We start from the raw sequence: 20,803 nt of genomic DNA on the forward strand, positions 1-20,803 counted from the left end.
CAAGGGCCTGCGGTCGGGCGCAGGCCTCTCCCCGGCTGCTCCTGGAGCGCACTCGTTACCATAGAGCCATGTTCAGTTATCGCCACGCCTTCCACGCAGGCAACCATGCCGATGTGCTCAAGCACACGGTTTTGATCGCCGCCTTGCAACACCTTACCGAGAAAGACGCGGCACTGACCGTGCTGGACACCCATGCAGGTGCAGGCCTGTACCGGCTCGACGGCGACTACGCCAGCACCAGTGGCGAAGCCGCAGATGGCATCGTGCGCCTATTTGCCCCCACGGCCCCCGCCCTCACGCCAGCCCTGCAGGCCTATGTGGACATGGTCCGCGCCTTCAACCAGGGCAACACACTGCGGGTTTACCCAGGTTCCCCATTCATCACCCAGCGCCTGTTGCGCGACCGCGACAAGCTCAAGCTCTTCGAGCTTCACCCCACCGATCTGCGGGCACTGGCCGGCAACGTGGCCCAGCTCGAGGCTGGCCGCCAAGTGGCGGTATTGCACGAAGATGGGTTTGAAGGGATCAAGAAATTTTTGCCTCCACCAGCCCGCCGCGCTTTGGTGCTGTGCGATCCCAGCTATGAAATCAAGAGCGACTATGCAAAGGTGCTCGACATGGCCGCTGATTCGCTCAAGCGCTTTGCCACGGGCACCTATGCGTTCTGGTACCCCATCATCCCGCGCCCCGAGGCCCACGACCTGCCGCGGCGGCTCAAGACCCTGGCCACCAAGGCTGGCAAAAGCTGGCTGCACGCCACGCTCACGGTCAAAAACAGCAAGCTCACCGAAACGGCTGCAGGTGACGTCAAGCGCCCCGGGCTGCCGGCCAGTGGCATGTTCCTGATCAACCCGCCGTTCACCTTGAAGGCAGCGTTGAAGACCGCATTGCCGCAAATGGTGGAATTGCTGGCCCAAGACAAACACGCCACACACACGCTCGAATCGGGCAGTTGACGGCAACGTCCGTGATCAGGGGGCGGGGCAATCCCGCTCGCCCTCTTCCAGGGCAAAAAGCTCCACGGGCTTGAGCCCCAAGCCCACCATCCCCAGCACTTCGGCAGCGCCCCGGCTCAGGTCGATCACCCGTTTGCCCGTGTGCGGGCCCCGGTCGTTGATGCGGACAACCACAGAGCGGCCGGTGGCCTGGCTGCGCACGCACACGCGGGAGCCAAACGGCAGCGTGGGGTGCGCGGCGGTGAGCGCCTTCATGTCGAACGGCTCTCCACTGGCTGTGCGGCGCTTATGGAACTTCGCGCCGTACCAGGACGCCAATCCCACCTGGTCTGCCGGCATGCGCAGTTGGGAGGAGGCCTGCGCGCTTTCGGCACTGTCCTCCGTTGCAGGGCGCGGCGGATCGATCAACATCGCCTCGCCCGGCACGCTCAACAGGTGTGGCGCCAGTGCGTCGGCCTCGGCTGACAGCCCTTGCGCGCGCCCCCAGGACGAGCAGCCCCACACCGAGACGCAGCAGACCACCCCGAACACCCGCCACCACCAGGCCGCCCGGCGTCCACCCCCCTTGCCTGGTTCGGCGGCATCGCCGTGCGGCTGGCGCATCAGATTCCCAGCCGGCGACAGATCTCCAGCGTCGCGGCACTCTGGTTCATCGTGTAGAAGTGCAATGCAGGTACTCCCGCGCTGCGCAGCTGGTCACACAGGTCGGTCACCACATCCAACCCAAAGGCCTTGATACTGGCCGTGTCGTCGCCAAACGCCTGCAGGCGCAGCCGGATCCAGCGGGGAATCTCGGCGCCGCAGGCGTCCGAGAAACGCATCAACTGGGTGGAGCTTCCGATGGGCATGATGCCGGGCACCACGGGCACATTGGCCCCCAGTCGCTGCGCGTCTTCCACAAAGCGGAAATACGCATCGCTGTTGTAGAAATACTGAGTGATGGCCGAGTCCGCGCCAGCTTGCACCTTGGCGATGTAGGCCTTCAGGTCAGCCTCCGGCGACTTGGCCTGGGGGTGCACCTCGGGGTAGGCGGCCACTTCGATGTGGAAGTCCCGGCCGGTCTCCGAACGGATGAAGGCCACCAGGTCGCTGGCGTAATGAAACTCCCCGCCCGCACCATAGCCGCTGGGCAGATCGCCACGCAACGCGACAAGGCGCTTGACGCCCATGTCCTTGAGCATCGCCAGCTGCTCGCGCACGGACTGGCGTGTGGCGCCAATGCAGGAAAAGTGCGAGGCGGCGCCCACACCTTCGGCCAGGATTTCACGCACCGTGCCAAAAGTGCCCTCCTGCGTGGAACCACCGGCACCGTACGTCACCGAGCAGAAATCAGGGTGCAGCGCATACAGCTGCTGGCGCGCGGCCCGCAACTTGTCGGCCCCTTCCGGCGTCTTGGGCGGGAAAAATTCGAAACTCACCGGGAAACCGGTGCCCTGGGCATTGGCAGCAATCATGTTGCCCTCCTCGCATAAACAAAAAATTCACGGTTGCCATCGCCGCCCTGAATGGGGCTGTCGAGCCAGGCCTGTACGGCCAGGCCCAGTTCGGCGCAGCAGTTACGGATGCGCTTTTCCACCACCGCGTACAGCGCCTCATCGCGCACGATGCCGCCCTTGCCCACCTGGCCCGGCTGCAATTCAAACTGTGGTTTGACCAGCATGAGCAGGTGGCCATCAGGCCGCAGGAATGCGGCGATGGCAGGCAACACCAGGGTCAGCGAGATAAAAGACAGGTCGCCCGCCACCAGGTCGAACACCGGCGTCGTGTCCACACCCGCACAATCCGCACGACGCCGGCGCTGAACCGGCAGCGTGCCCTGCGCGCGGGCCTCGGCGCGTTGGGCGCGCTCGGACTTGAAGGCTTCGATGTCCTGCTCCTTGGCGTCACCGCTGTCATCGTAGGCATCGTCCACCAGCCCGCCGTTGCGCATCCAGCTGTAGGGCGCCTCGGGCTGCGTCTCGTTGTCCTCCTCAGCATCGACGACTTCGGAGAGCGCCAGTTCGCACGCGTCCTGCAGCGCCTGGGCGGTCAGCGAACGCGCATTCACACCCTCTACACACACCACCCGCAAATCGCTGCGCAGCCGCTCGTGCAACTGGCCGTGGCCCACATCCACGCCGACAACTTGCACCGCGCCCTGCTGCAGCAGGCAATCGGTGAAGCCGCCGGTGCTCTGCCCCACATCCAGGCAGCGCAGCCCGGCCACAGACAGGCCCGTGGCCTGCAACGCACCTTCGAGCTTGAGGCCGCCGCGCGAGATGTACTTGGCCTCGGCATCGTCCAGCAACTTCACCTCGGCCACGGACGGGATGTCATCGCCGTTCTTGGCCACCTTCTGCCAGGGCGCCAGCGGCGACAGGCGCCACTCCACGCCCGCAGCAATCAGCCGCTGCGCTTGCGAGCGCGTGGCCGCATGGCCGGAGTCCACCAAAAAAACATCTGCGCGCATGCATCACTCTCTCGTCAATCGACGATGGATTTCATAGCCAAATTGGCATCTACCGCTCTATCCATAATGATTTTTTGCTCCCAAAACAGGAGCAAAAAATCAAAATAGATCAGTAGCGGTACGTATCGGGCTTGTACGGGCCTTGCTTGGACACGCCGATATAGGCCGCCTGCTCGTCAGAGAGTTCCGTCAGCATGGCACCGACCTTCTTCAGGTGCAGGCGTGCCACCTTTTCATCGAGGTGCTTGGGCAACACGTAGACCTGGCCGTTCTCGTAGCGGTCCTTGTGCAGGAACAGCTCGATCTGGGCAATGGTCTGGTTGGCAAACGAGCTGGACATCACAAAGCTCGGGTGGCCCGTGCCGCAGCCCAGGTTTACCAGGCGGCCCTTGGCCAGCAGGATGATGCGCTTGCCGTCCGGGAAGATCACGTGGTCCACCTGGGGCTTGATCTCTTCCCACTCGTACTGCTCGAGCGACGCGACCTGGATTTCGTTGTCGAAGTGGCCGATGTTGCAGACGATGGCCTGGTCCTTCATGGCCTTCATGTGGTCATGGGTGATCACATCCTTGTTGCCCGTGGTGGTCACGAAGATGTCGGCCTTGTCGGCCGCATATTCCATGGTCACGACCTTGTAGCCTTCCATCGCGGCCTGCAGGGCGTTGATGGGGTCGATTTCGGTCACCCAGACTTGGGCCGACAGGGCGCGCAGGGCCTGGGCGCTGCCCTTGCCCACATCGCCGTAGCCGGCCACGCAGGCCACCTTGCCGGCGATCATCACGTCGGTGGCGCGCTTGATGCCGTCCACCAGCGACTCGCGGCAGCCGTACAGGTTGTCGAACTTGCTCTTGGTCACCGAGTCGTTGACGTTGATCGCGCGGAACAGCAGCGTGCCCTTGGCCGACATTTCCTTCAGGCGGTGCACGCCCGTGGTGGTTTCTTCGGTCACGCCGATGATCTGGGCGCTCTTGCGCGTGTACCAGGTCGGGTCCACGGCCAGCTTGGCCTTGATCGATGCGTACAGGCAGGTTTCTTCTTCGCTGGTGGGGTTGTCCAGCAGCGATGCGTCCTTCTCGGCGCGCTGGCCCAGGTGCATCAGCAGCGTGGCGTCGCCACCGTCGTCCAGGATCAGGTTGGGGCCTTCGCCTTCGCTACCGGCGGGGCCGAAGTCGAAAATGCGGTGGGTGTAGTCCCAGTACTCGGCCAGGGTTTCACCCTTGATGGCGAACACGGGGGTGCCGGCAGCAGCAATCGCAGCCGCAGCGTGGTCTTGGGTGGAGAAGATGTTGCACGAAGCCCAGCGCACTTCAGCGCCCAAGGCCTGCAGCGTCTCGATCAGCACGGCAGTCTGGATCGTCATGTGGAGCGAGCCAGTGATGCGCGCACCCTTGAGGGCCTGTTTGGCAGCGAATTCCTCGCGGATGGCCATCAGGCCAGGCATCTCCGTTTCGGCGATGCGGATCTCTTTACGGCCCCATGCGGCCAGGCCGATGTCGGCAATGATGCAGTCGGTATTGACCGGGGCGTTGACGCGTGCGTTCATGATGGTTTGCTCCAAAGCATGTTTGAAAAACCACTGGTCGCGGGAGTGAAAAAGCTCACCACACGAGAAGTGGATGAGCGTCGTTGCTAGATGACTCCGAGCCTCACGCCCCGCCTGTGCTGGGGACGCTGCAACGCTCCTCGGATCGACAGATTATAAAAGCAAGTGCTGGAGCCCACGCCCCCCTGCTTTCACACCTGCAGTCGGGCTACGGAACAAGCACCACCACATGGCCCTCCTGCGGATCGATGCGGCCCGCATGGATGTCCGCAATCAAGGCCTGCGCCGCCGCGAGCCCCTGGTGTTCGCGCACCCGCATCCAGGGCGGACTGGCGTGGCTGACACGGTCGATGAACGCGCGCTGGGCGGCATTGAACTTCTGGTTGACCACCTCGGGACCCCAGTCGGCATTGCGCTTCTTGATCTGCACCGGGGCGAAATAGAACACGGGCGCCGGCCCCGGCAGGGCCGTGCTGCGCAGAAAGCGCGTGTTCTGCGCCGATCCCGCGTAGCAGTCGTACACCAGGGCATCGCCCAGGTGGTGGTGCACCTGCGAGCGCAGATCCTCATCGCCGGAGAAATCGACATACAACGTGGGCACATCGGCCTCCAGCGCTTCCAGTTCGCCATACGCCACCGTGCGCTGGTAGCAGCCCAGGCCTCGCACGAAGGCGATGTTGCGGGGCGAGGTCAGCCCCACACGCTCGATCTGTCCGGCCCCCTCCAGGCAGAACGCGGTTCCGTAGGCCGTCTTGCTCGATGCGCTGGAGAACACCAGCCGCTGCGCGCCGAAAAACCCGTTGTCCTGCAGGAAGTCCGCCAGCATGAACGAGGTGATGAACAGCGGCCGCACCAGCATCTGGTAGTTTTCATCGCCCGCCCGGTACGCCGGGTCGGCGCTGGTGCGCGTGTACTGGTTGTAGGCCGAGGTGAGTGACTGGCGGTGCTCCGCTCCGTCGTAGAAACCCCGGGCCGTCACGCGCACCGGCTCCATGCGCACATGGCTCGCGATGGGCCAGTAGCCGTAGAAACGCTCGCCCACGGCCACACCCTCCACATCGGAGGCCACCACATCGGCAAAGCCCCACACGGGCATGTGGCCCCAGCCCGCCTCGCCCGTGGGGAAGAAATCCCAGTACTTCATCGCATCACCAAAGGCAGCATAGGTAATGTTGTTCGTCGTCACCGCCACGCGGTCCACACGCAGCAGAGCCTCGCCGGGCTGCAGTGGAGCAAGGGGGAGTTCCTCGGTGCGGGTGTGATTCAATGCATTTTTGTCGGTTAACAGGCGGGTCAGCAGCGTCATGGAAGGTCTCCGTTTGAGGGATGAAAAAGCACTCAGGGCACTGTATGGCGCCACGCCGCCGCGTGGGTTCGGAAACCGATGAACCCGCCGCGCAAGGCCCTTGCTGCCGGCTCCAGCACGGCCCCCAAGCCGCTCAAGCGCCCTCGCCAGGCCCGGGCGCGCTTCACGGTGCAGGCCATCTACGACGCCTTTGTTCGGATTTGGCAACGTGACGGCTGGGACAAGCTCACCACACGGAATGTGGCGCTGGAAACCGGCATTTCCGTCGGCACGCTGTACGACTATTTCCCCAACAAGACAGCGCTGCTGTCGGGCTATGTGCGCCACTGCATCGAGTCCCTGCTCGCCGCCATCGACCGCGAGGCCGTGCAGCCCACCGACCTGCCCTGGACCGCGCGCGTCCACCATCTGGTGCGCCTGGTGTGCGGCGTGGATGCGCCCGAGCTGCCGCCCTTCCACCCCGACATGCTGGCACTGGAGGCGCAGATGGCAGAGCCTCGGCACCACCGCCGCGTGCACGAGGAACTGGTGACCGCCTGGGGCCGGGTGTTTGCAGCCTGCTCCGACCTGCCCTGCCCGCCTGGGCAGGAACTGCTGCAGGTGCTGCACCTCTCGGCCTGGGGCGGGCGGCGCTACGTGTTGTTGCTGCAGCTTGACGCCGTGCAGATGCGCCAGTGGGCCGAAGGTGTGGAGCAGCTGTGCTGTGCGGCCATCCGCCAGGCCCCGAGCCCACCGGACTGAGAACCTGTCGCCTGCGCGGCTGCCTTGCCCGGCGGGCCGCCCGACACTGGCGCCCTCACCGAAAACCACCAACGGAGCATTGCATGGACGCCAAGGACAAAGTCATCATCGTCACCGGCGGCGCCAGCGGCATCGGCCGCAGCATCGCGCGGCGTTTTGCACAAGAGGGGGCCCGCGCCGTGGTCGTGGCCGACCTGCACCTCGCGCCCGCCCAGGCTGTGGCCGACGAAGTCAAAGGCCTCGCCGTGCGCTGCGATGTGTCGAAGGAGGCCGATATCCAGGCTTTGGTCGCCACCACCCGCGAACGCTATGGCCGGGTCGATGCCTACATCTCCAACGCCGGCATCCTGGGCCGTCCGGGAGGCATCGAGCTGGAAGACCCGCTGTGGGAGGCCATGTGGAACATTCACGGCATGGCCCACGTGTGGGCAGCGCGTGCCGTGGTGCCCGAGATGGTGGAGCGCGGCGAAGGCTTCTTCCTCATCACAGCCTCGGCAGCCGGGCTGCTGACCATCGTCGAATCCGCCCCTTATGCCGTCACCAAACATGCGGCCGTGGCCTTTGCCGAATGGCTGCGCATCGCCTATGGCCGCCGTGGCGTGGGCGTCGCCTGCCTGTGCCCCCAGTCGGTGCAGACCGCCATGGTCACCGGCGACGGCGGCTCGGCCTCGCACGACGGCATCCTGCCGCCGGAGCAGGTGGCGGGCGATGTGCTGGCCGCCATGCAGGACGGGCGCTTCCTGGTGCTGCCCCACCCCGAAGTGGCGCAATACTTCCGCAACAAGGGGCAGGACTACGAACGCTGGCTGGGCGGCATGCAGAAGATGTATGCCCGGCACACCCAGGCACAGCTCAGCTGAACGGAAACAGGGCGTTGAAGAAGGGTCTGAAAAGGGTTCGCAGCGGGCGCCGGTAAAATCGCCGCTTCCGGGCGCCGCTGCGCCTGCCGCGCTGACTGCCGCAGAACCCTGCCGCAGCGCGCCCTGACCCCCTTCTGGAACCACCCCCTGTGTCCTACGCCTCAGAAACCCGGCGCCGCCGCACCTTTGCCATCATTTCCCACCCCGACGCCGGTAAAACGACGCTGACGGAAAAGCTGCTGCTGTTCTCGGGCGCGATCCAGATCGCGGGCGCCGTCAAGGGCCGCAAAGCCAGCCGCCATGCCACGTCGGACTGGATGGAAATCGAAAAGCAGCGCGGTATCTCGGTGGCCTCTTCGGTCATGCAGATGCTGTATCGCGAACACGTGATCAACCTGCTCGACACCCCCGGCCACAAGGACTTCTCTGAAGACACCTACCGCGTGCTCACGGCCGTGGACTCGGCGCTGATGGTGATCGACGCGGCCAACGGTGTGGAAGCGCAGACGCGCCGCCTGATCGAGGTCTGCCGCCAGCGCGACACGCCCATCATCACCTTCGTGAACAAGATGGACCGCGAAGTGCGCGACCCGCTCGACATCCTCGACGAAGTGGAGCGCGAGCTGGGCATGCCCTGCTGCCCCATCACCTGGCCCGTAGGCCAGGGCAAGAGCTTTGGCGGCATCATCAACCTGCGCACGCAGACCATGACGGTGTTCACCCCCGGCAGCGACCGCGGCCCGAAAGACTTTGAAGTGGTGCCGCTGGCCGAGGCCGACAGGCTGCGCAAGCGCTTTGGCCAGCCCTTTGACGATGCGCTGGAGAGCATGGAGCTGGCCGTGGGTGCCTCGGCGGCCTGGAGCCACGAAGACTTCCTGGCCGGCAAGCTCACACCCGTGTTCTTCGGTTCAGGGGTGAACAATTTCGGTGTGATGGAGGTTCTGGACGCCGTGGTCGACATGTCACCGCCGCCGGGCCCGCGCGTGAGCACGCTCGAAGTCAACAAACAGCCTGTCGTCAAGACCATCGCGCCCGAGGACGAGGGCTTTGCCGGCGTTGTGTTCAAGGTCCAGGCCAACATGGATGCCAACCACCGCGACCGCATCGCCTTCGTGCGCGTGGCCTCGGGCAAGTACATGCCGGGCATGAAGCTCAAGGTGCAGCGCACCTCCAAGGAACTACGCCCCACCAGCGTGGTGACCTTCATGAGCCAGCGCCGCGAGGCGGTGGAAGAAGCCTACGCGGGCGACATCATCGGCTTTACCACCCACGGCGGCGTGCAGCTGGGCGACACCATCACCGACGGCGCCAACCTGCAGTTCACCGGCCTGCCGTTCTTCGCCCCGGAAATGTTCATGACCGTGGTGCTCAAGAACCCCTTGCGCACCAAGCAGCTGCAGCAGGGCCTGGCCCAGCTGGGTGAGGAAGGCGCGATCCAGGTCTTCAAGCCCGACGCCGGCGGCAACATGCTGCTGGGCGCCGTGGGCCAGCTGCAGTTCGAAGTGGTGCAGCACCGCCTGAAGGCCGAGTACGACGCCGACGTGCGTCTGGAAGGTTGCCAGTACACGGGCGCCCGCTGGATCACCGCGGACAACGCGGCCGACCTGCGCGCCTTCACCGACGCCTATCCGCTGCGCCTGGCGCACGATGCGGCGGACACGCTGGCCTATCTGTGCACCAGCCCGTATGACGTGCGTCTGGCGCAGGAGCGGTTTCCCAAGATCCACTTCCACCCGCTGCGCGAGCATGCGGGGCTGGCGCTGCAAGGAGCCTAGCCCGCACAAGATGGGAAGTTATTGCGCAGTCAGACCCTTTGTTTTTCCTTGCGCAGACACGACTCGCCCAGCCCTCCACCATGGAACAGCCACCACTGAAGCCCCGTCCTGCCTCGTTGACGATCATCTGCCCGATGAAGAACGAGGCCGGCAATCTCGCTGCTTTTCTTGCCCGCCTGGTCCCTGTTTTGGAATCGGCTGCGGACACCTATGAAGTCGTGTGCATCAACGACGGCAGCAGTGACGACACCCTGTCACGCTTGCTGCTGGCGAGGGAGCAGAACCCCCACCTGCGCATTGCCGACCTGTCGAGGAATTTCGGCAAAGAGGCGGCACTCACCTGCGGCATCGAGTTGGCGAGGGGCGACGTCCTCATCCCGATGGACGCTGATCTTCAACACCCGCCCGAAGCTATTCCAGAAATGGTGTCCCGCTGGCGCGAAGGCTACGAAGTGGTCCTGGCGAAACGGCAAAGCCGTGAAGCGGAACATTGGGCTCGCCGCAAGACCGCCGGGTGGTTTTACAGCTTGCAGAACCAGATTTCCGAAGTCGATATTCCCGCAGACGTCGGCGATTTTCGGCTCATGGACCGCAAGGTCGTCGAAGCCCTTAAAAGACTGCCCGAACGCCGCCGCTTCATGAAGGGCCTGTTCGCTTGGGCCGGCTTCCGGCAAACGACGGTGACTTTTGTCTGCGAGCCCCGTTTTGCGGGCGCCAGCAAATTCTCGGGATGGCGTTTGTGGAACTTCGCCCTGGAAGGGATCACCTCGTTCTCCACGGTCCCGCTTCGCATCTGGACTTACATCGGTTCCACCATTTCCGCCCTGGCCCTCGTCTATGCCATCTTCCTGTTGCTCAAGACTTTGATCCTGGGGCGTGATGTGCCGGGCTACGCCTCCCTGATCACATCCGTCCTGTTCCTCGGTGGACTGCAGCTCGCGGGGCTTGGCGTGCTCGGTGAGTACATCGGCCGCATCTACGGGGAAGTGAAGCAGCGGCCCATTTATATTATTCGCGACCTCTATGACTTTCCGGATCGCTCCTGACTCCTTGGCGGGCAAGATTGCCAAGTTTTCTGGCATCGGTGTGATCAATACGCTGATCCATACGGCCGTCGTCGTCCTGTCCGTCGAGCGCTTCGGGGTTCACCCGTCCATCGCCAACGCCATCGCGTTTGTGGCGGCCAACAGCTTTTCCTATTGGGCAAACCGCCGCTGGAACTTCAAGACAGAGGCATCACTGGGGCAATACGGGCGCTTTCTCCTTGTATCCCTGGCCGGGCTTGCCATCACAGTGCTGGTCAGCGGGTTTGCGGCTTGGGCAGGCTGGCATTACCTGGTGGGGCTCGGACTGGTCTTCGTCGCGCTTCCGGCGCTCACTTTCCTCCTCCATTGGCGATGGACGTTCAAGCGCTGAAAACCGCGTGGCTCGCGCTGCGCGAGCACATCGACCGCCACCCCTGGACCGAATATCTCGGCGCCACACTGCTTCTGTCCCTGCTCACCCTGCTGGCCCATGGCGCATCACTCCAGGGATCTTGGCGCTGGGATGACGGCGCCCACCTGAGCTACGCGGCCCAACACACACCCTGGCAATATTTCTTGGAGCCCCACATTGCCCAGGGGCACTCCAGCGCCAATGTCGCTCCATGGAACCTGCTGTTCTACGACATCAACCTGAGCTTGTTCGGCATGTCCGCCGCGGGCCACTACGCGCACTTGCTGCTGCTCGTGGGGCTGGGAGCCGCGTTGTTCTATGCCGTGTTGCGAGAGTGGCTGGCGCCCCTGCCCGCGCTGATCGGCGCCATTGCGCTGCTGCTCGGCAAGCCCACGGCCCACATCGCAGCGGGCCTGATGCACGGGCACTATGCGACCGGCTTCGTATTCGCCATGCTGTCGATACTGGGCTGGACCCGGTATCTCAAAGGTGGACGCGGATACTGGCTGGCGCTGTCCGCCCTCGCCTACCTGCTGGCGACTACCTGCAAGGAAGTCTATGTACCCCTGGTCGTGCTCTTGCCCTTCCTGCCCGTGGGCACGCTGCGGCAACGGGTGCGCGCGGTGATACCGTTCGTGCTGATTGCACTGGCCTACATGGGGTGGCGCTACCTGCTGCTAGGGCGCCTCATGGGTGGCTACAGCCAGGGGGTTTTTGATGCCGGCGAGGCCCTGCGCCAGTTGCTCAGGGTTCCCAAATTGCTCCTCGGCTCCAAACCGCCCGGCAACATCCTTGCCGTTGTATTTCTCGGCCTTTTGTGCCTTGCAGCCGCAAAGCGACGGCTCCATGGACCTGTGCTTTTCGTGTCCTTGGGCATCGTCCTGCTGCCTCTGATACCGCTGACGGCTTTTCCGGGAATTCACAGTCCAGACCGCTATCTGTTCGTGCCGTGGATTGCGTTTTCGGCCTGTCTGGCGGCCATCTGGCCCCGAGAGGCACGCCCTGCTGCTGCCCTTGTCGGAAGCGCTGCGCTTGTTGCGGCCCTGGCGGGTGTGCATGCGCAGGAGACCCAGGCGCTCAGGCCCAACCTGGCGTATTGGGACACGCTGTATCGCTTTGCGCTGTCGCTCGACAAAGAGCGGCAGGCCATATTCGTAGTCCCAGAGTTCGGAGGCACCGATGATGGATACAAACGCTCTGTACTGATCCGCGCCCGAAACACCGCCGATCTTTTTGCGCCGAAGCCACAGCCAGGCAATTTGCACGTCGTGGACGAAAAGGGCCGTGGCCTGGAGCAGATCCCATCGGCCACCCTGCAGCTTTTTGAGTTCCGTGACGGGGACATGGTGCCCATGTCCGCCGAAAGGGTTGCAGAAAAATTCCCGAGCCTGACGCGCGGGAAAACGGCCCCAAGTACCGGTTAGGAGTGGGCATCTCTTCGCCCACAGGGAGAAGCGCAAGCCCGAGCGGCAGCCCTCCGTGATTTTCACCAACGCCCACCTTGCCATCGCCATGCCTACCCATTCCCCCATGCTCCCATTGAGTGCCTGGAGTCCACCCGCCCGCCTCGTCGGCGTGCTCACCGACATCGACGACACGCTGACCACCGAGGGCGCTGTGCCTGCGCCCGTCTTGCAAGCGATGGAAGCACTCAAGGCCCGGGGACTGGCAGTGATTCCCATCACCGGCCGCCCCGTAGGCTGGAGCGAGCCCTTTGCAGCTACCTGGCCTGTGGACGCCATCGTGGCCGAGAATGGTGCTGTAGCCCTGCAACGCAGACCAGACAATCGCGATGCGCTATCAAAACGATACCAACAGGATGCAGCCACGCGCGCAACCCATTTCGCCCGCATGCAGCAAGTGCTCGCCGACATCGAAGCCAGGGTGCCCGGCGCCCGCCGCGCGACCGACTCGCCCGGACGCGAAACGGACATCGCCATCGACCACAGCGAGTTCACGCACCTGCCCCAAGCGCGCATCGACCAATGCGTGGCGATCCTGCGCGCCGCAGGCATGAACGCCACCGTGAGCAGCATCCACATCAACGGCTGGTTCGGGGCGCACAACAAGCTGGAGGGCGCGCGCTGGATCGTGCGCGAGTTGCTGGGGCGCGACCTCGACGCAGAGATCGACCGCTGGGTATATGTGGGCGACTCGACCAACGACCAGCTCATGTTCGAGCACTTTCCCCACAGCGTGGGGGTGGCCAACATCGCGCGCTTTGTGCCACAACTGCAGCACCTGCCACGCTATGTGACAGAGGGCGAACGTGGCGCAGGGTTTGCCGAGGTGGCGCGGGCGATCCTGGCGGGCCGGGATCGGGGCGAGCGCTGCCCTTGACGCAACCTCGGCCGAGAAATTTTGAATAAAAATACGGCCTGGCGCTTGATAGACAAGCACCAATAGCTATATTTTTAATAGCAAATCTTCACCGCCCCATGCCCTGCTCAGGCCTTTAGGAAGATGTCCGTATCCGGTGCAAAGCAGGCGTGCAAGGGCAGCAGCGCCCCCCCCAGCGCCCGGGCGTCTGAGCCCATGGTGCCCAGTTCCAGCCGGGGCGGCTGGTGCAGGCCTTCCCAGTTGTAGTCGGCCAGCGCGTGGCGGGCGCCTTCGCACAGGGCCTGCAGCAGCTCGGGGGCTGCGGCGCCATCGACCACCACGGCGTCCAGATCCAAAAACGCGGTGGCCGAGACGATGCAGTGCGCCAAGCCCGCCGCAGCGCGCGCAATCCAGCCCCGGCTGTGTTCCAGCCACGGGGCCTGCAGCACACGCTTGTCGTAGGCAGCCATGGGGTCGAGGCCATGTTCGCGAAAGCGCTGCTCCAGCTCCCACAGCGATGCCTGGCTGATGAGCTGCGCGGGGGCCTGCCCGGGAAGGGCTGGTGACAGCGGCAGCGAGGCCACCGCGCCCGCGTTGCCATGCAAGCCCCGGTGCAGGTGCGAGTTGATGACCAGCCCGCCGCCCACAAAGGTGTCCATGAACAGGTACAGAAAACTCGGGATATCGCGCCCGCGCCCCTGCAGCAGCTCGGCCACGCAGGCGGCCGAGGTGTCCTTGGCAAAGCTCACGGGCAGCTCGGTCATCTGCTGCACCTGCTCCGCGAGGTCGATGCTGTTCCAGGCCTCCGACTGGGCCTCCGTCAGGCCCAGCATGCGGTGCCAGCCACCAAGCTGGAACGGCGCGGCCACGCCCACCCCCACCACACGCGAACGCAGCGGACCCAGGCCGTCGAGCAGCTGGTGCAGGTGCTTGCGGATGGCGGGCAGCAGCACGTCGATGTCAGGGAAGGCGTAGTCCAGCACCACGCGTTCACGCACATGGCCGGTGAAGTCCACCAGCAGCCAATCTGCGCTGCGGCGGCCGATCTTGATGCCGATGGCAAAGGCGCCGTCGGGGTTGAGACCAATCGGCACCGAGGGCTGGCCCACGCGGCCGCGCACGGGCGCTTCGCGGCGCAGCAACTGGTCTTCGTCGAGCCGGGCGGTGATGAGGCCGATGGTCTGCGCCGTGAGGCCCGTGACCCGCGCCATCTCGGCCTTGGCCAGACTGCCGTGGGTGCGCAGCGCCTGCAGCACCACCCGCTCGTTGAACTGGCGCAGCCCCACGTGGTTGGAGCCGCGCTGGCGCAGCAGCGCGGGGCTGGCGGCAGCGTTGTCAACAGGGAGGGGGGAAGCGTCGGTGTCCAGCATGGCGGCGAATCAATCAGGCACTCAGAGTGTCGCCGATGACGCCCTTGCGCAGCAGGAAATTGCCCCAGGGCTGGCGTTCGCCAGTCACCACGATGGCGTAGGCCTTTTTGACGCGTTCGTAGAACGCAAAACGCTCCACGCCTTCGGCCTGCTCGCTGGTCACGCCCTCGCGTGCCAGCACGTCCATGGTTTCGCGCTGCAGGGCTGAGCGGTACGGCGCCTCGGTGCCGCCCACCTGCATGTAGGCCACGGGGTGCGGCACGTCCTGCGCCAGGGGCAGCACGCTGGCCACCGCTTGCACGGCACGCGCCATGCCAATGCCGGGCAGGCGCAGCACGGGCTTGCCCGCGCCCAGGCTCATGGCGGTGAAGTTGGCGTCGGCCAAAACAATGGCGTCGTCATGGCCCATCTCGGCCAGCACCTTGAGCAGGTCGGGGGTCAGCAGGGGGTCGATATTTTTCAGCATGGTTCAGGCAAGGCATTCAGCGGGCAGGTCGGACGCCGCCATGGCACCGGTCATCACGGCCACGGTGTCGCTCATGCTGATCTTCTTGGGGTTGACGATGGCGGCGCGCTTGCCCAGGCGGGCGATGTGGATGCGGTCGGCAATCTCGAACACATGGGGCATGTTGTGGCTGATGAGAATCACAGGCAGGCCCTTGTCGCGCACGCGGCGGATCAGCTCCAGCACCATGTTGCCCTCCTTCACGCCCAGGGCGGCGGTGGGCTCGTCCATGATGACCACATGGCGCGCAAACGCTGCCGCGCGCGCCACGGCCACGCACTGGCGCTGGCCGCCCGAGAGGGTCTCCACCGCCTGCGTCATCGAGCGGATGCCGACCTTCAGCTCGGCCATGCGGGCCACGCTTTCTTCGAGCATCTTTTTCTTGTCGAGCATGCGCAGCGCGCTGCCCAGCAGTCCGGGGCGGCGCAGTTCGCGGCCGAGGAACAGGTTTTCGGCAATCGTCATGGCCGGGGCCACGGCCAGGTCCTGGTACACGGTTTCGATGCCCGCGCGGCGTGCGTCGATGGGGCTCTTGAACTGGATGCGCTGGCCGTCGAGCAGGATCTCGCCTTCGTCGGGCACGGTGGCGCCCGACAGTGCCTTGATCAGGCTCGACTTGCCCGCGCCGTTGTCGCCGATCACGGCCAGGATTTCACCGGCGCGCAGTTCAAAGTCGGCGCCATCCAACGCGGTGACCTGCCCATAGCGCTTGACCAGGCCCTTGGCCTGCATGACCAGCGGGGCGTTCGTGGTGTGTGGGGAGTTGGCCATGATCAACGCACTCCTTTGCGCGAGAGTTGGTCGGTGGCCACGGCCAGGATCACGAGGATGCCGGTGACCAGGATCTGGTAGACCGACGACACGCCCATCAGCGTGAGCCCGTTGCGGAACACGCCCACAATCAGCGCCCCCACCAGCGTGCCCAGGATGACGCCGCGCCCGCCAAACAGGCTGGTGCCGCCCAGCACCACGGCGCTGATGGCATCGAGGTTTTCGGTCTGGCCCGCGTTGGGGTCACCCGCGCCGGTGCGGGCCACCGACAGCACCGACGCGATGCCGTAGAACAGGCCCGCCAGCACATACACGCCCAGCAGCACCTTGTCGGTGGCGATGCCAGTGAGGCGCGTGGCTTCGGGGCTGTTGCCCACGGCGTAGACATGGCGGCCGGGCGCGGTCTCGCGCAGCGCAAACCAGGTGACGAGGTACAGGGCCAGCATGAGCACCGCCCCCCACACGATGGCGGTCTGCCCCAGCTGGAAGGTGTTGCCCAGCGCGGTCATGCCCGCAGGGATGTCGGTGATGGTCTGCGCGCCCGAGTACAGCTGCGTGGCGGCAAACGCGATATTGAGCGTGCCCAGCGTGACGATGAAGGGCGGCAGCTTGATCTTGGTGACCAGCAGGCCGTTGATCAGGCCGAACAGCATGGTCACCGCCATGCCACACGCAATCGCCACGGGGGCCGAAAGGCCGTAGTCCGCCGCCATCTTGGTCATCACGATGCCGCCCAGCGCCATCACCATGCCACACGACAGATCAATGCCCGCCGTGAGGATGACCAGCGTCTGGCCGATGGCGATGACCGCCACCACCATGACCTGCTGCAGGATGAGCGCGAAGTTCTGCGCCGACAGAAAGCGTTCGCTCTGCGTGGCAAAAAAGGCGCACGCCAGGATCAGCGCGATGAACGGCCCCAGCGTGGCCAGGGGCGGTAGTTTGAAAGCGGGCGATGTCATGGCGGCTCCGGGCGGGTGGCTAAATTGGGCACTCAGGCAGGCCCCTGCAGGGCTGCCTGGTCCCACATCAAAAGGGACGTGTTACTTGGCGCCCCAGCACAGGTCCGTGCCAGTCTTCACGTCCTTGCTGTCCACACCCGCCTGTGGCTTGGCGGCGATCAGCGTCACGCCCGTGTCGGTGTAGCCGCTGACCTTCTTGCCGGTCTTGGCATAGTCCACACCTGCCGCCACGCCCATCGCGGCCATGCGCAGCGGGTACTGCTGGCTGGTGGCGGCGATCACACCCTTGCCCACGTCGGCGATGCCCGCGCAGCCACCGTCCACCGAGACGATGAGCACGTTCTTCTCCTTGCCTGCGGCCTTGAGCGCGTTGTAGGCACCGGCGGCGGCGGGCTCGTTGATGGTGTAGACGATGTTGATGTCGGGGTTCTTCTGCAGGCAGTTTTCCATGCCGGTCTGGCCCTTGGCGCGGTCACCAAAGCTGTCGGCCATGCACACCACTTCGGCGGGGCGCGACAGCTCATTGCTCTTGGCATCGTTGGCCTGCAGGCCAAAGCCCTTCAGGAAGCCGTTGTGCCGCTGTGCGCCCACGGGGTGGCCGGGGAACAGGTCCAGCGTGGCAATCACAGGTTTCTTGCCTGCAGCCGCTGCCTTGGCGTACTGGCCGATCAGCTCGCCCGCCTTGTAGTTGTCGGTGGCAAACAGGGCATCGCTCGCGTCCATCGGGTCGGTGGGGCTGTCCAGGGCAATCACCATCACGCCGCGCGCCTGGGCTTTCTTGATGGCGGGCACGATGGCCTTGGCATCGCTGGGGGTGATCAGGATGGTCTTGGCGCCAGCGGCGATCAGGTTCTCCATGGCTGTGACCTGGCCGGCGTTGTCGCCGTCGGTCTTGCCAGCGGCCGACACCAGCTTGGCGCCCAGCTTCTTGGCCTCGGCGGTCGCCCCCTCTTTCATCTTCACGAAAAAGGGGTTGGTGTCGGTCTTGGTGATCAGGCCGATCACGGGCTCGGACGTTTGTGCCTGGGCCAGGCCACAGGCCATGGCGCCGGTGAGGGCAAGGACAGAAAGCGCGAAAGCGGGGGTGCGTTGCATGGCGTTGTCTCCTGGAATGGGATGGCAGAGTCCTGTCGGCCCGGGCATTGCGGCTGGCAGGTGAACCACTCTTGTCGGGTGGATGGGATCGAACTATAGTGGCCGACAAGTTAATAAATCAAGTGGATTTAGTTATGGTTTTCCCTATTCATCCTCCTGCCCCCCGGCCCGCCATCGAGCTCCAAGTTGCCACGGCGGGCGAGGCCTTGTTTGACCTGATCGAAGAGCCGGACGGCCGCCTCAGGCCCTGCGCGGGCGGTGCGGTCTACAACCTCACACGGGCCTTGGGACTGCAGGGCGTGGGCACGCTGTACCTGAATCCGCTGTCGGGCGACCTGCTGGGCCGCCAACTGGCCCACGGCTTGCAGGAGGCGGGTGTGGCCCTGGCCGCCCCTGCGCCGGTGCGCGCGCCCAGTGCGCTGGCACTGGCCGCACTGGATGCCGAGGGCAAGGCCAGCTACAGCTTCTACCGCGACGGCGTGGCCGACCGCCAGGTGACAGCCGATGCGCTCATTGCCGCGTGCGCCGCCCAGCCCCACCTGCAGGTGGTGGCCACGGGCTGCCTGGCCCTGGTGGCGCAGGACGCCGCCATCTACCTGCCCTGGCTGGCCGCGCAGCGCACCGCCGGGCGCTTGGTGGTGGTAGACGCCAACCTGCGCCTGTCCGCCGTGGACGACGCGCCCGCCTACCGCACCAATGTGATGGCCGCGTTGCAACAGGCCCACCTCATCAAGGTGAGCGACGATGACCTGGAAGCGCTGGCGGTGCCGGGCGCCGATGCGCTGCAACGTGCCCGCCACCTGCTGCGCCAGACGCCCGCCCAATGGCTGGCACTGACCCTGGGGCCCGGCGGCGCCTGGCTGCTGCAACGCGACGGGCGGGCCGTGCATGCGCGTGAGGAAATGCCGCTCACGGTGGTGGACACCGTGGGCGCAGGCGACTGTTTTCTGGCGGGCTTGATCACCGCCCTGCTGGCGGGTCCGGAGCGCGGCGAAGAGGCCTTGGCACTGCGTCATGGTGGCCTGACAGCCCCCGTCACCGAAGCCCGTTTGCTCGCCGTGCTGCACCACGCGCTGGCCAGCGCCAGCCACTGCGTGGAGCGGGCAGGCTGCACGCCGCCCAGCTATGGGGAAGTGCGCGAGCGGTTGGCGTTACTGCGCACGGCCACTACCCCTACCGCAGCCGCCCAGTAGCCGTCACTCGGCCGGTTTGTCCGCAGGTTTGCGGGTCCGGCTGCGCGGGCGTGCAGCGGACGGTTTGGTGGGCGCTGCACCCTTCGCGTCGGGTGCGGTTGGCTCTGGCGCGGCGGTTGCCGACGGCTGCGAACCCGCGGCATCGCTTGCATCCGCCACGGCACGTGCGCCGCGCGCACGGGGTGCTGCGGTTTTGCGGCCGGCACCGCCTGCACTGTTGTCGCTGCTGGTATCGCCCTTGCTGCGAGCCCGGCTGCGGCGGGGTGCTGCAGCATCGACGCCATCGGGTTCTGCGGGAGCCAGTCCGGCCGGAGGCGAGGCGCCATCGTCGGCCTCGGGAAAGGCATCCGGTAGCGGCGCGACCTCGGCCGCGACTGGCTGGCTGAAATACCGGCTTGCCGGGCGCTCTGCGGGGGCATCGGCCTGCTCGGGCTCGTGCGACTCGCTGCGGGGTGCGTTGCGCATGTCCGCGCGGTCTACCCCCTCGCTGCGGCGGCCTCGGCTGCGCCCGGCAGGCCCCTGGCCATCGCTGCCGCCAGTGGGCAGGTCGGGTGCAGTGGCCACCGCATGGAAGTCGTGCCGCACCGACGCGCCCTGGGGGACCCGCTCGCTCCCTGCCTCGGACCGTGCTGGCGCCGCCGCCCCCGTGGACTGACCGTGGCTGCGGTACACGTACGCACCCGATTTTTCGTCACGCCCAAACTCCAGCAGCCCGCGCGCCTGCGCTTCTTCCAGCAGATTGCCAAACGTGCGGAAGCCGTATCGGCCCTCACTGAAATCGGGCTTGCGCCGCTTGATCGCCTCCTTGAGCACCGAGGCCCAGATCTTGCCCGTGTCGCCGCGCTCCGACAGCAGGGCTTCGAAGGTCTCGGCCGCCAGTTCGACGCCCTGGGTGCGGCGTGCATCCTGGGTTTCCTTGCGGCTGCGCTCTTCTTCAGCGCTGCGGCGTGGGGCGGGCGGGTTGTTGTTGCCGGGGTTCTGGCGGCGCGCCTGGGCGCGCTGGTTTTCGCGCACCAGGTCGTCATAGAAGATGAATTCGTCGCAGTTGGCAATCAGCAGATCGGATGTGGACTGCTTCACGCCCACACCGATCACCTGCTTGTTGTTCTCGCGCAGCTTGGACACCAGCGGCGAGAAGTCCGAGTCGCCGCTGATGATGACGAAGGTGTTGACGTGCGACTTGGTGTAGCAGAGGTCCAGCGCGTCCACCACCAGGCGGATGTCGGCCGAATTTTTGCCCGACTGGCGCACATGGGGGATCTCGATCAGCTCGAAGTTCGCCTCGTGCATGGTGGCCTTGAAGCCCTTGTAGCGCTCCCAGTCGCAATAGGCCTTCTTGACCACGATGGAGCCCTTGAGCAGCAGGCGCTCCAGGATGGGCTTGATGTCGAACTTTTCATACTGCGCATCGCGCACGCCCAGGGCGACGTTTTCAAAGTCGCAAAACAGGGCCATGCTGATGCTGTCGGAGGGGGATGCCATATCGTGTGTGAGTTCCGTTCAATGCTGCGGATCATCACA

General features: G+C 65.4%; 20 protein-coding genes and 1 riboswitch. Of the genes, 9 read left to right on the forward strand and 11 right to left on the reverse strand.

Going from position 1 to position 20,803, the window contains the following annotated elements:
• Positions 1–68: 68 nt before the first annotated feature.
• Complete coding sequence (locus ARADN35_RS0123850) at positions 69–956, forward strand: 23S rRNA (adenine(2030)-N(6))-methyltransferase RlmJ (RefSeq protein WP_010466644.1); 888 nt, start codon at positions 69–71, stop codon at positions 954–956.
• Positions 957–971: 15 nt separating this feature from the next.
• Here the strand turns inward: ARADN35_RS0123850 and ARADN35_RS27675 are convergent, their stop codons facing one another.
• From ARADN35_RS27675 to ARADN35_RS0123875, 5 genes are all read right to left on the reverse strand, one after another.
• Positions 972–1,559 (reverse strand): septal ring lytic transglycosylase RlpA family protein, encoded by a 588-nt coding sequence (locus tag ARADN35_RS27675; protein WP_010466646.1) that lies wholly within the window; start codon positions 1,557–1,559, stop codon positions 972–974.
• Positions 1,559–2,410 carry a methylenetetrahydrofolate reductase [NAD(P)H] gene (metF, locus tag ARADN35_RS0123860; protein WP_010466648.1) on the reverse strand — a complete coding sequence of 284 codons (852 nt, stop codon included), beginning with the start codon at positions 2,408–2,410 and terminating at the stop codon, positions 1,559–1,561. Before metF ends, ARADN35_RS27675 begins: the two co-directional genes overlap by 1 nt.
• A complete protein-coding gene (locus ARADN35_RS0123865) occupies positions 2,407–3,405 on the reverse strand; it encodes a TlyA family RNA methyltransferase (RefSeq protein ID WP_010466650.1) in 999 nt (332 codons plus the stop codon). The genes metF and ARADN35_RS0123865 overlap by 4 nt, the downstream gene beginning before the upstream one ends.
• A 109-nt stretch (positions 3,406–3,514) precedes the next feature.
• Positions 3,515–4,948, reverse strand: coding sequence for an adenosylhomocysteinase (gene ahcY, locus ARADN35_RS0123870; protein ID WP_010466652.1), 1,434 nt, complete (start codon positions 4,946–4,948; stop codon positions 3,515–3,517).
• Between the two features lie 68 nt (positions 4,949–5,016).
• Positions 5,017–5,096: riboswitch (S-adenosyl-L-homocysteine riboswitch) on the reverse strand.
• Positions 5,097–5,156: 60 nt separating this feature from the next.
• A complete protein-coding gene (locus ARADN35_RS0123875) occupies positions 5,157–6,254 on the reverse strand; it encodes a DUF2855 family protein (protein WP_010466654.1) in 1,098 nt (365 codons plus the stop codon).
• Positions 6,255–6,332: 78 nt separating this feature from the next.
• On the opposite strand from ARADN35_RS0123875, the gene ARADN35_RS0123880 reads away from it, so the two are divergent.
• The 7 genes from ARADN35_RS0123880 to ARADN35_RS0123910 all read left to right on the forward strand — a co-directional run bounded on the left by ARADN35_RS0123880 (position 6,333) and on the right by ARADN35_RS0123910 (position 13,407).
• Entirely contained in the window at positions 6,333–6,995 is a 663-nt protein-coding gene (locus ARADN35_RS0123880) for a TetR/AcrR family transcriptional regulator (protein WP_010466656.1), read from the forward strand.
• Between the two features lie 83 nt (positions 6,996–7,078).
• The gene (locus tag ARADN35_RS0123885; protein WP_010466658.1) at positions 7,079–7,855 is read left to right on the forward strand and encodes an SDR family oxidoreductase; all 777 of its coding nucleotides are present in this window, start codon (positions 7,079–7,081) and stop codon (positions 7,853–7,855) included.
• A gap of 149 nt (positions 7,856–8,004) precedes the next feature.
• Positions 8,005–9,630: a peptide chain release factor 3 gene (locus ARADN35_RS0123890; RefSeq protein ID WP_010466660.1), complete on the forward strand. Its 1,626-nt coding sequence runs from the start codon at positions 8,005–8,007 to the stop codon at positions 9,628–9,630.
• 80 nt (positions 9,631–9,710) lie between these two features.
• Positions 9,711–10,676, forward strand: a complete 966-nt coding sequence (locus ARADN35_RS0123895; RefSeq protein ID WP_029414358.1) for a glycosyltransferase family 2 protein — start codon at positions 9,711–9,713, stop codon at positions 10,674–10,676.
• The gene (locus ARADN35_RS0123900) at positions 10,654–11,046 is read left to right on the forward strand and encodes a GtrA family protein (RefSeq protein ID WP_081474705.1); all 393 of its coding nucleotides are present in this window, start codon (positions 10,654–10,656) and stop codon (positions 11,044–11,046) included. Before ARADN35_RS0123895 ends, ARADN35_RS0123900 begins: the two co-directional genes overlap by 23 nt.
• Positions 11,028–12,491 (forward strand): hypothetical protein, encoded by a 1,464-nt coding sequence (locus ARADN35_RS0123905; RefSeq protein ID WP_010466666.1) that lies wholly within the window; start codon positions 11,028–11,030, stop codon positions 12,489–12,491. The genes ARADN35_RS0123900 and ARADN35_RS0123905 overlap by 19 nt, the downstream gene beginning before the upstream one ends.
• Before the next feature lie 106 nt (positions 12,492–12,597).
• Positions 12,598–13,407 carry an HAD-IIB family hydrolase gene (locus ARADN35_RS0123910; RefSeq protein ID WP_029414359.1) on the forward strand — a complete coding sequence of 270 codons (810 nt, stop codon included), beginning with the start codon at positions 12,598–12,600 and terminating at the stop codon, positions 13,405–13,407.
• 107 nt (positions 13,408–13,514) lie between these two features.
• On the opposite strand, the gene ARADN35_RS0123915 is transcribed toward ARADN35_RS0123910, so the two are convergent.
• The 5 genes from ARADN35_RS0123915 to ARADN35_RS0123935 form a co-directional block, all read right to left on the reverse strand.
• Entirely contained in the window at positions 13,515–14,756 is a 1,242-nt protein-coding gene (locus ARADN35_RS0123915) for an ROK family transcriptional regulator (RefSeq protein WP_010466670.1), read from the reverse strand.
• A gap of 13 nt (positions 14,757–14,769) precedes the next feature.
• Positions 14,770–15,222, reverse strand: a complete 453-nt coding sequence (locus ARADN35_RS0123920) for an RbsD/FucU family protein (RefSeq protein WP_010466672.1) — start codon at positions 15,220–15,222, stop codon at positions 14,770–14,772.
• Between the two features lie 3 nt (positions 15,223–15,225).
• Positions 15,226–16,032, reverse strand: a complete 807-nt coding sequence (locus ARADN35_RS0123925) for an ATP-binding cassette domain-containing protein (protein ID WP_029414360.1) — start codon at positions 16,030–16,032, stop codon at positions 15,226–15,228.
• Between the two features lie 2 nt (positions 16,033–16,034).
• A complete protein-coding gene (locus ARADN35_RS0123930) occupies positions 16,035–16,994 on the reverse strand; it encodes an ABC transporter permease (protein ID WP_010466675.1) in 960 nt (319 codons plus the stop codon).
• Positions 16,995–17,075: 81 nt separating this feature from the next.
• Positions 17,076–18,089, reverse strand: a complete 1,014-nt coding sequence (locus ARADN35_RS0123935; protein WP_010466676.1) for a sugar ABC transporter substrate-binding protein — start codon at positions 18,087–18,089, stop codon at positions 17,076–17,078.
• A gap of 134 nt (positions 18,090–18,223) precedes the next feature.
• Here ARADN35_RS0123935 and ARADN35_RS0123940 point away from each other — a divergent pair, with 134 nt between their 5' ends.
• Entirely contained in the window at positions 18,224–19,282 is a 1,059-nt protein-coding gene (locus ARADN35_RS0123940) for a PfkB family carbohydrate kinase (RefSeq protein WP_010466677.1), read from the forward strand.
• A gap of 3 nt (positions 19,283–19,285) precedes the next feature.
• On the opposite strand, the gene ARADN35_RS0123945 is transcribed toward ARADN35_RS0123940, so the two are convergent.
• The gene (locus tag ARADN35_RS0123945) at positions 19,286–20,764 is read right to left on the reverse strand and encodes an NYN domain-containing protein (protein ID WP_010466678.1); all 1,479 of its coding nucleotides are present in this window, start codon (positions 20,762–20,764) and stop codon (positions 19,286–19,288) included.
• Positions 20,765–20,803 lie beyond the last annotated feature (39 nt).

Source organism: Acidovorax radicis N35, assembly GCF_000204195.1.
In the GTDB taxonomy this organism is placed as follows: Bacteria; Pseudomonadota; Gammaproteobacteria; order Burkholderiales; family Burkholderiaceae_C; genus Acidovorax; species Acidovorax radicis.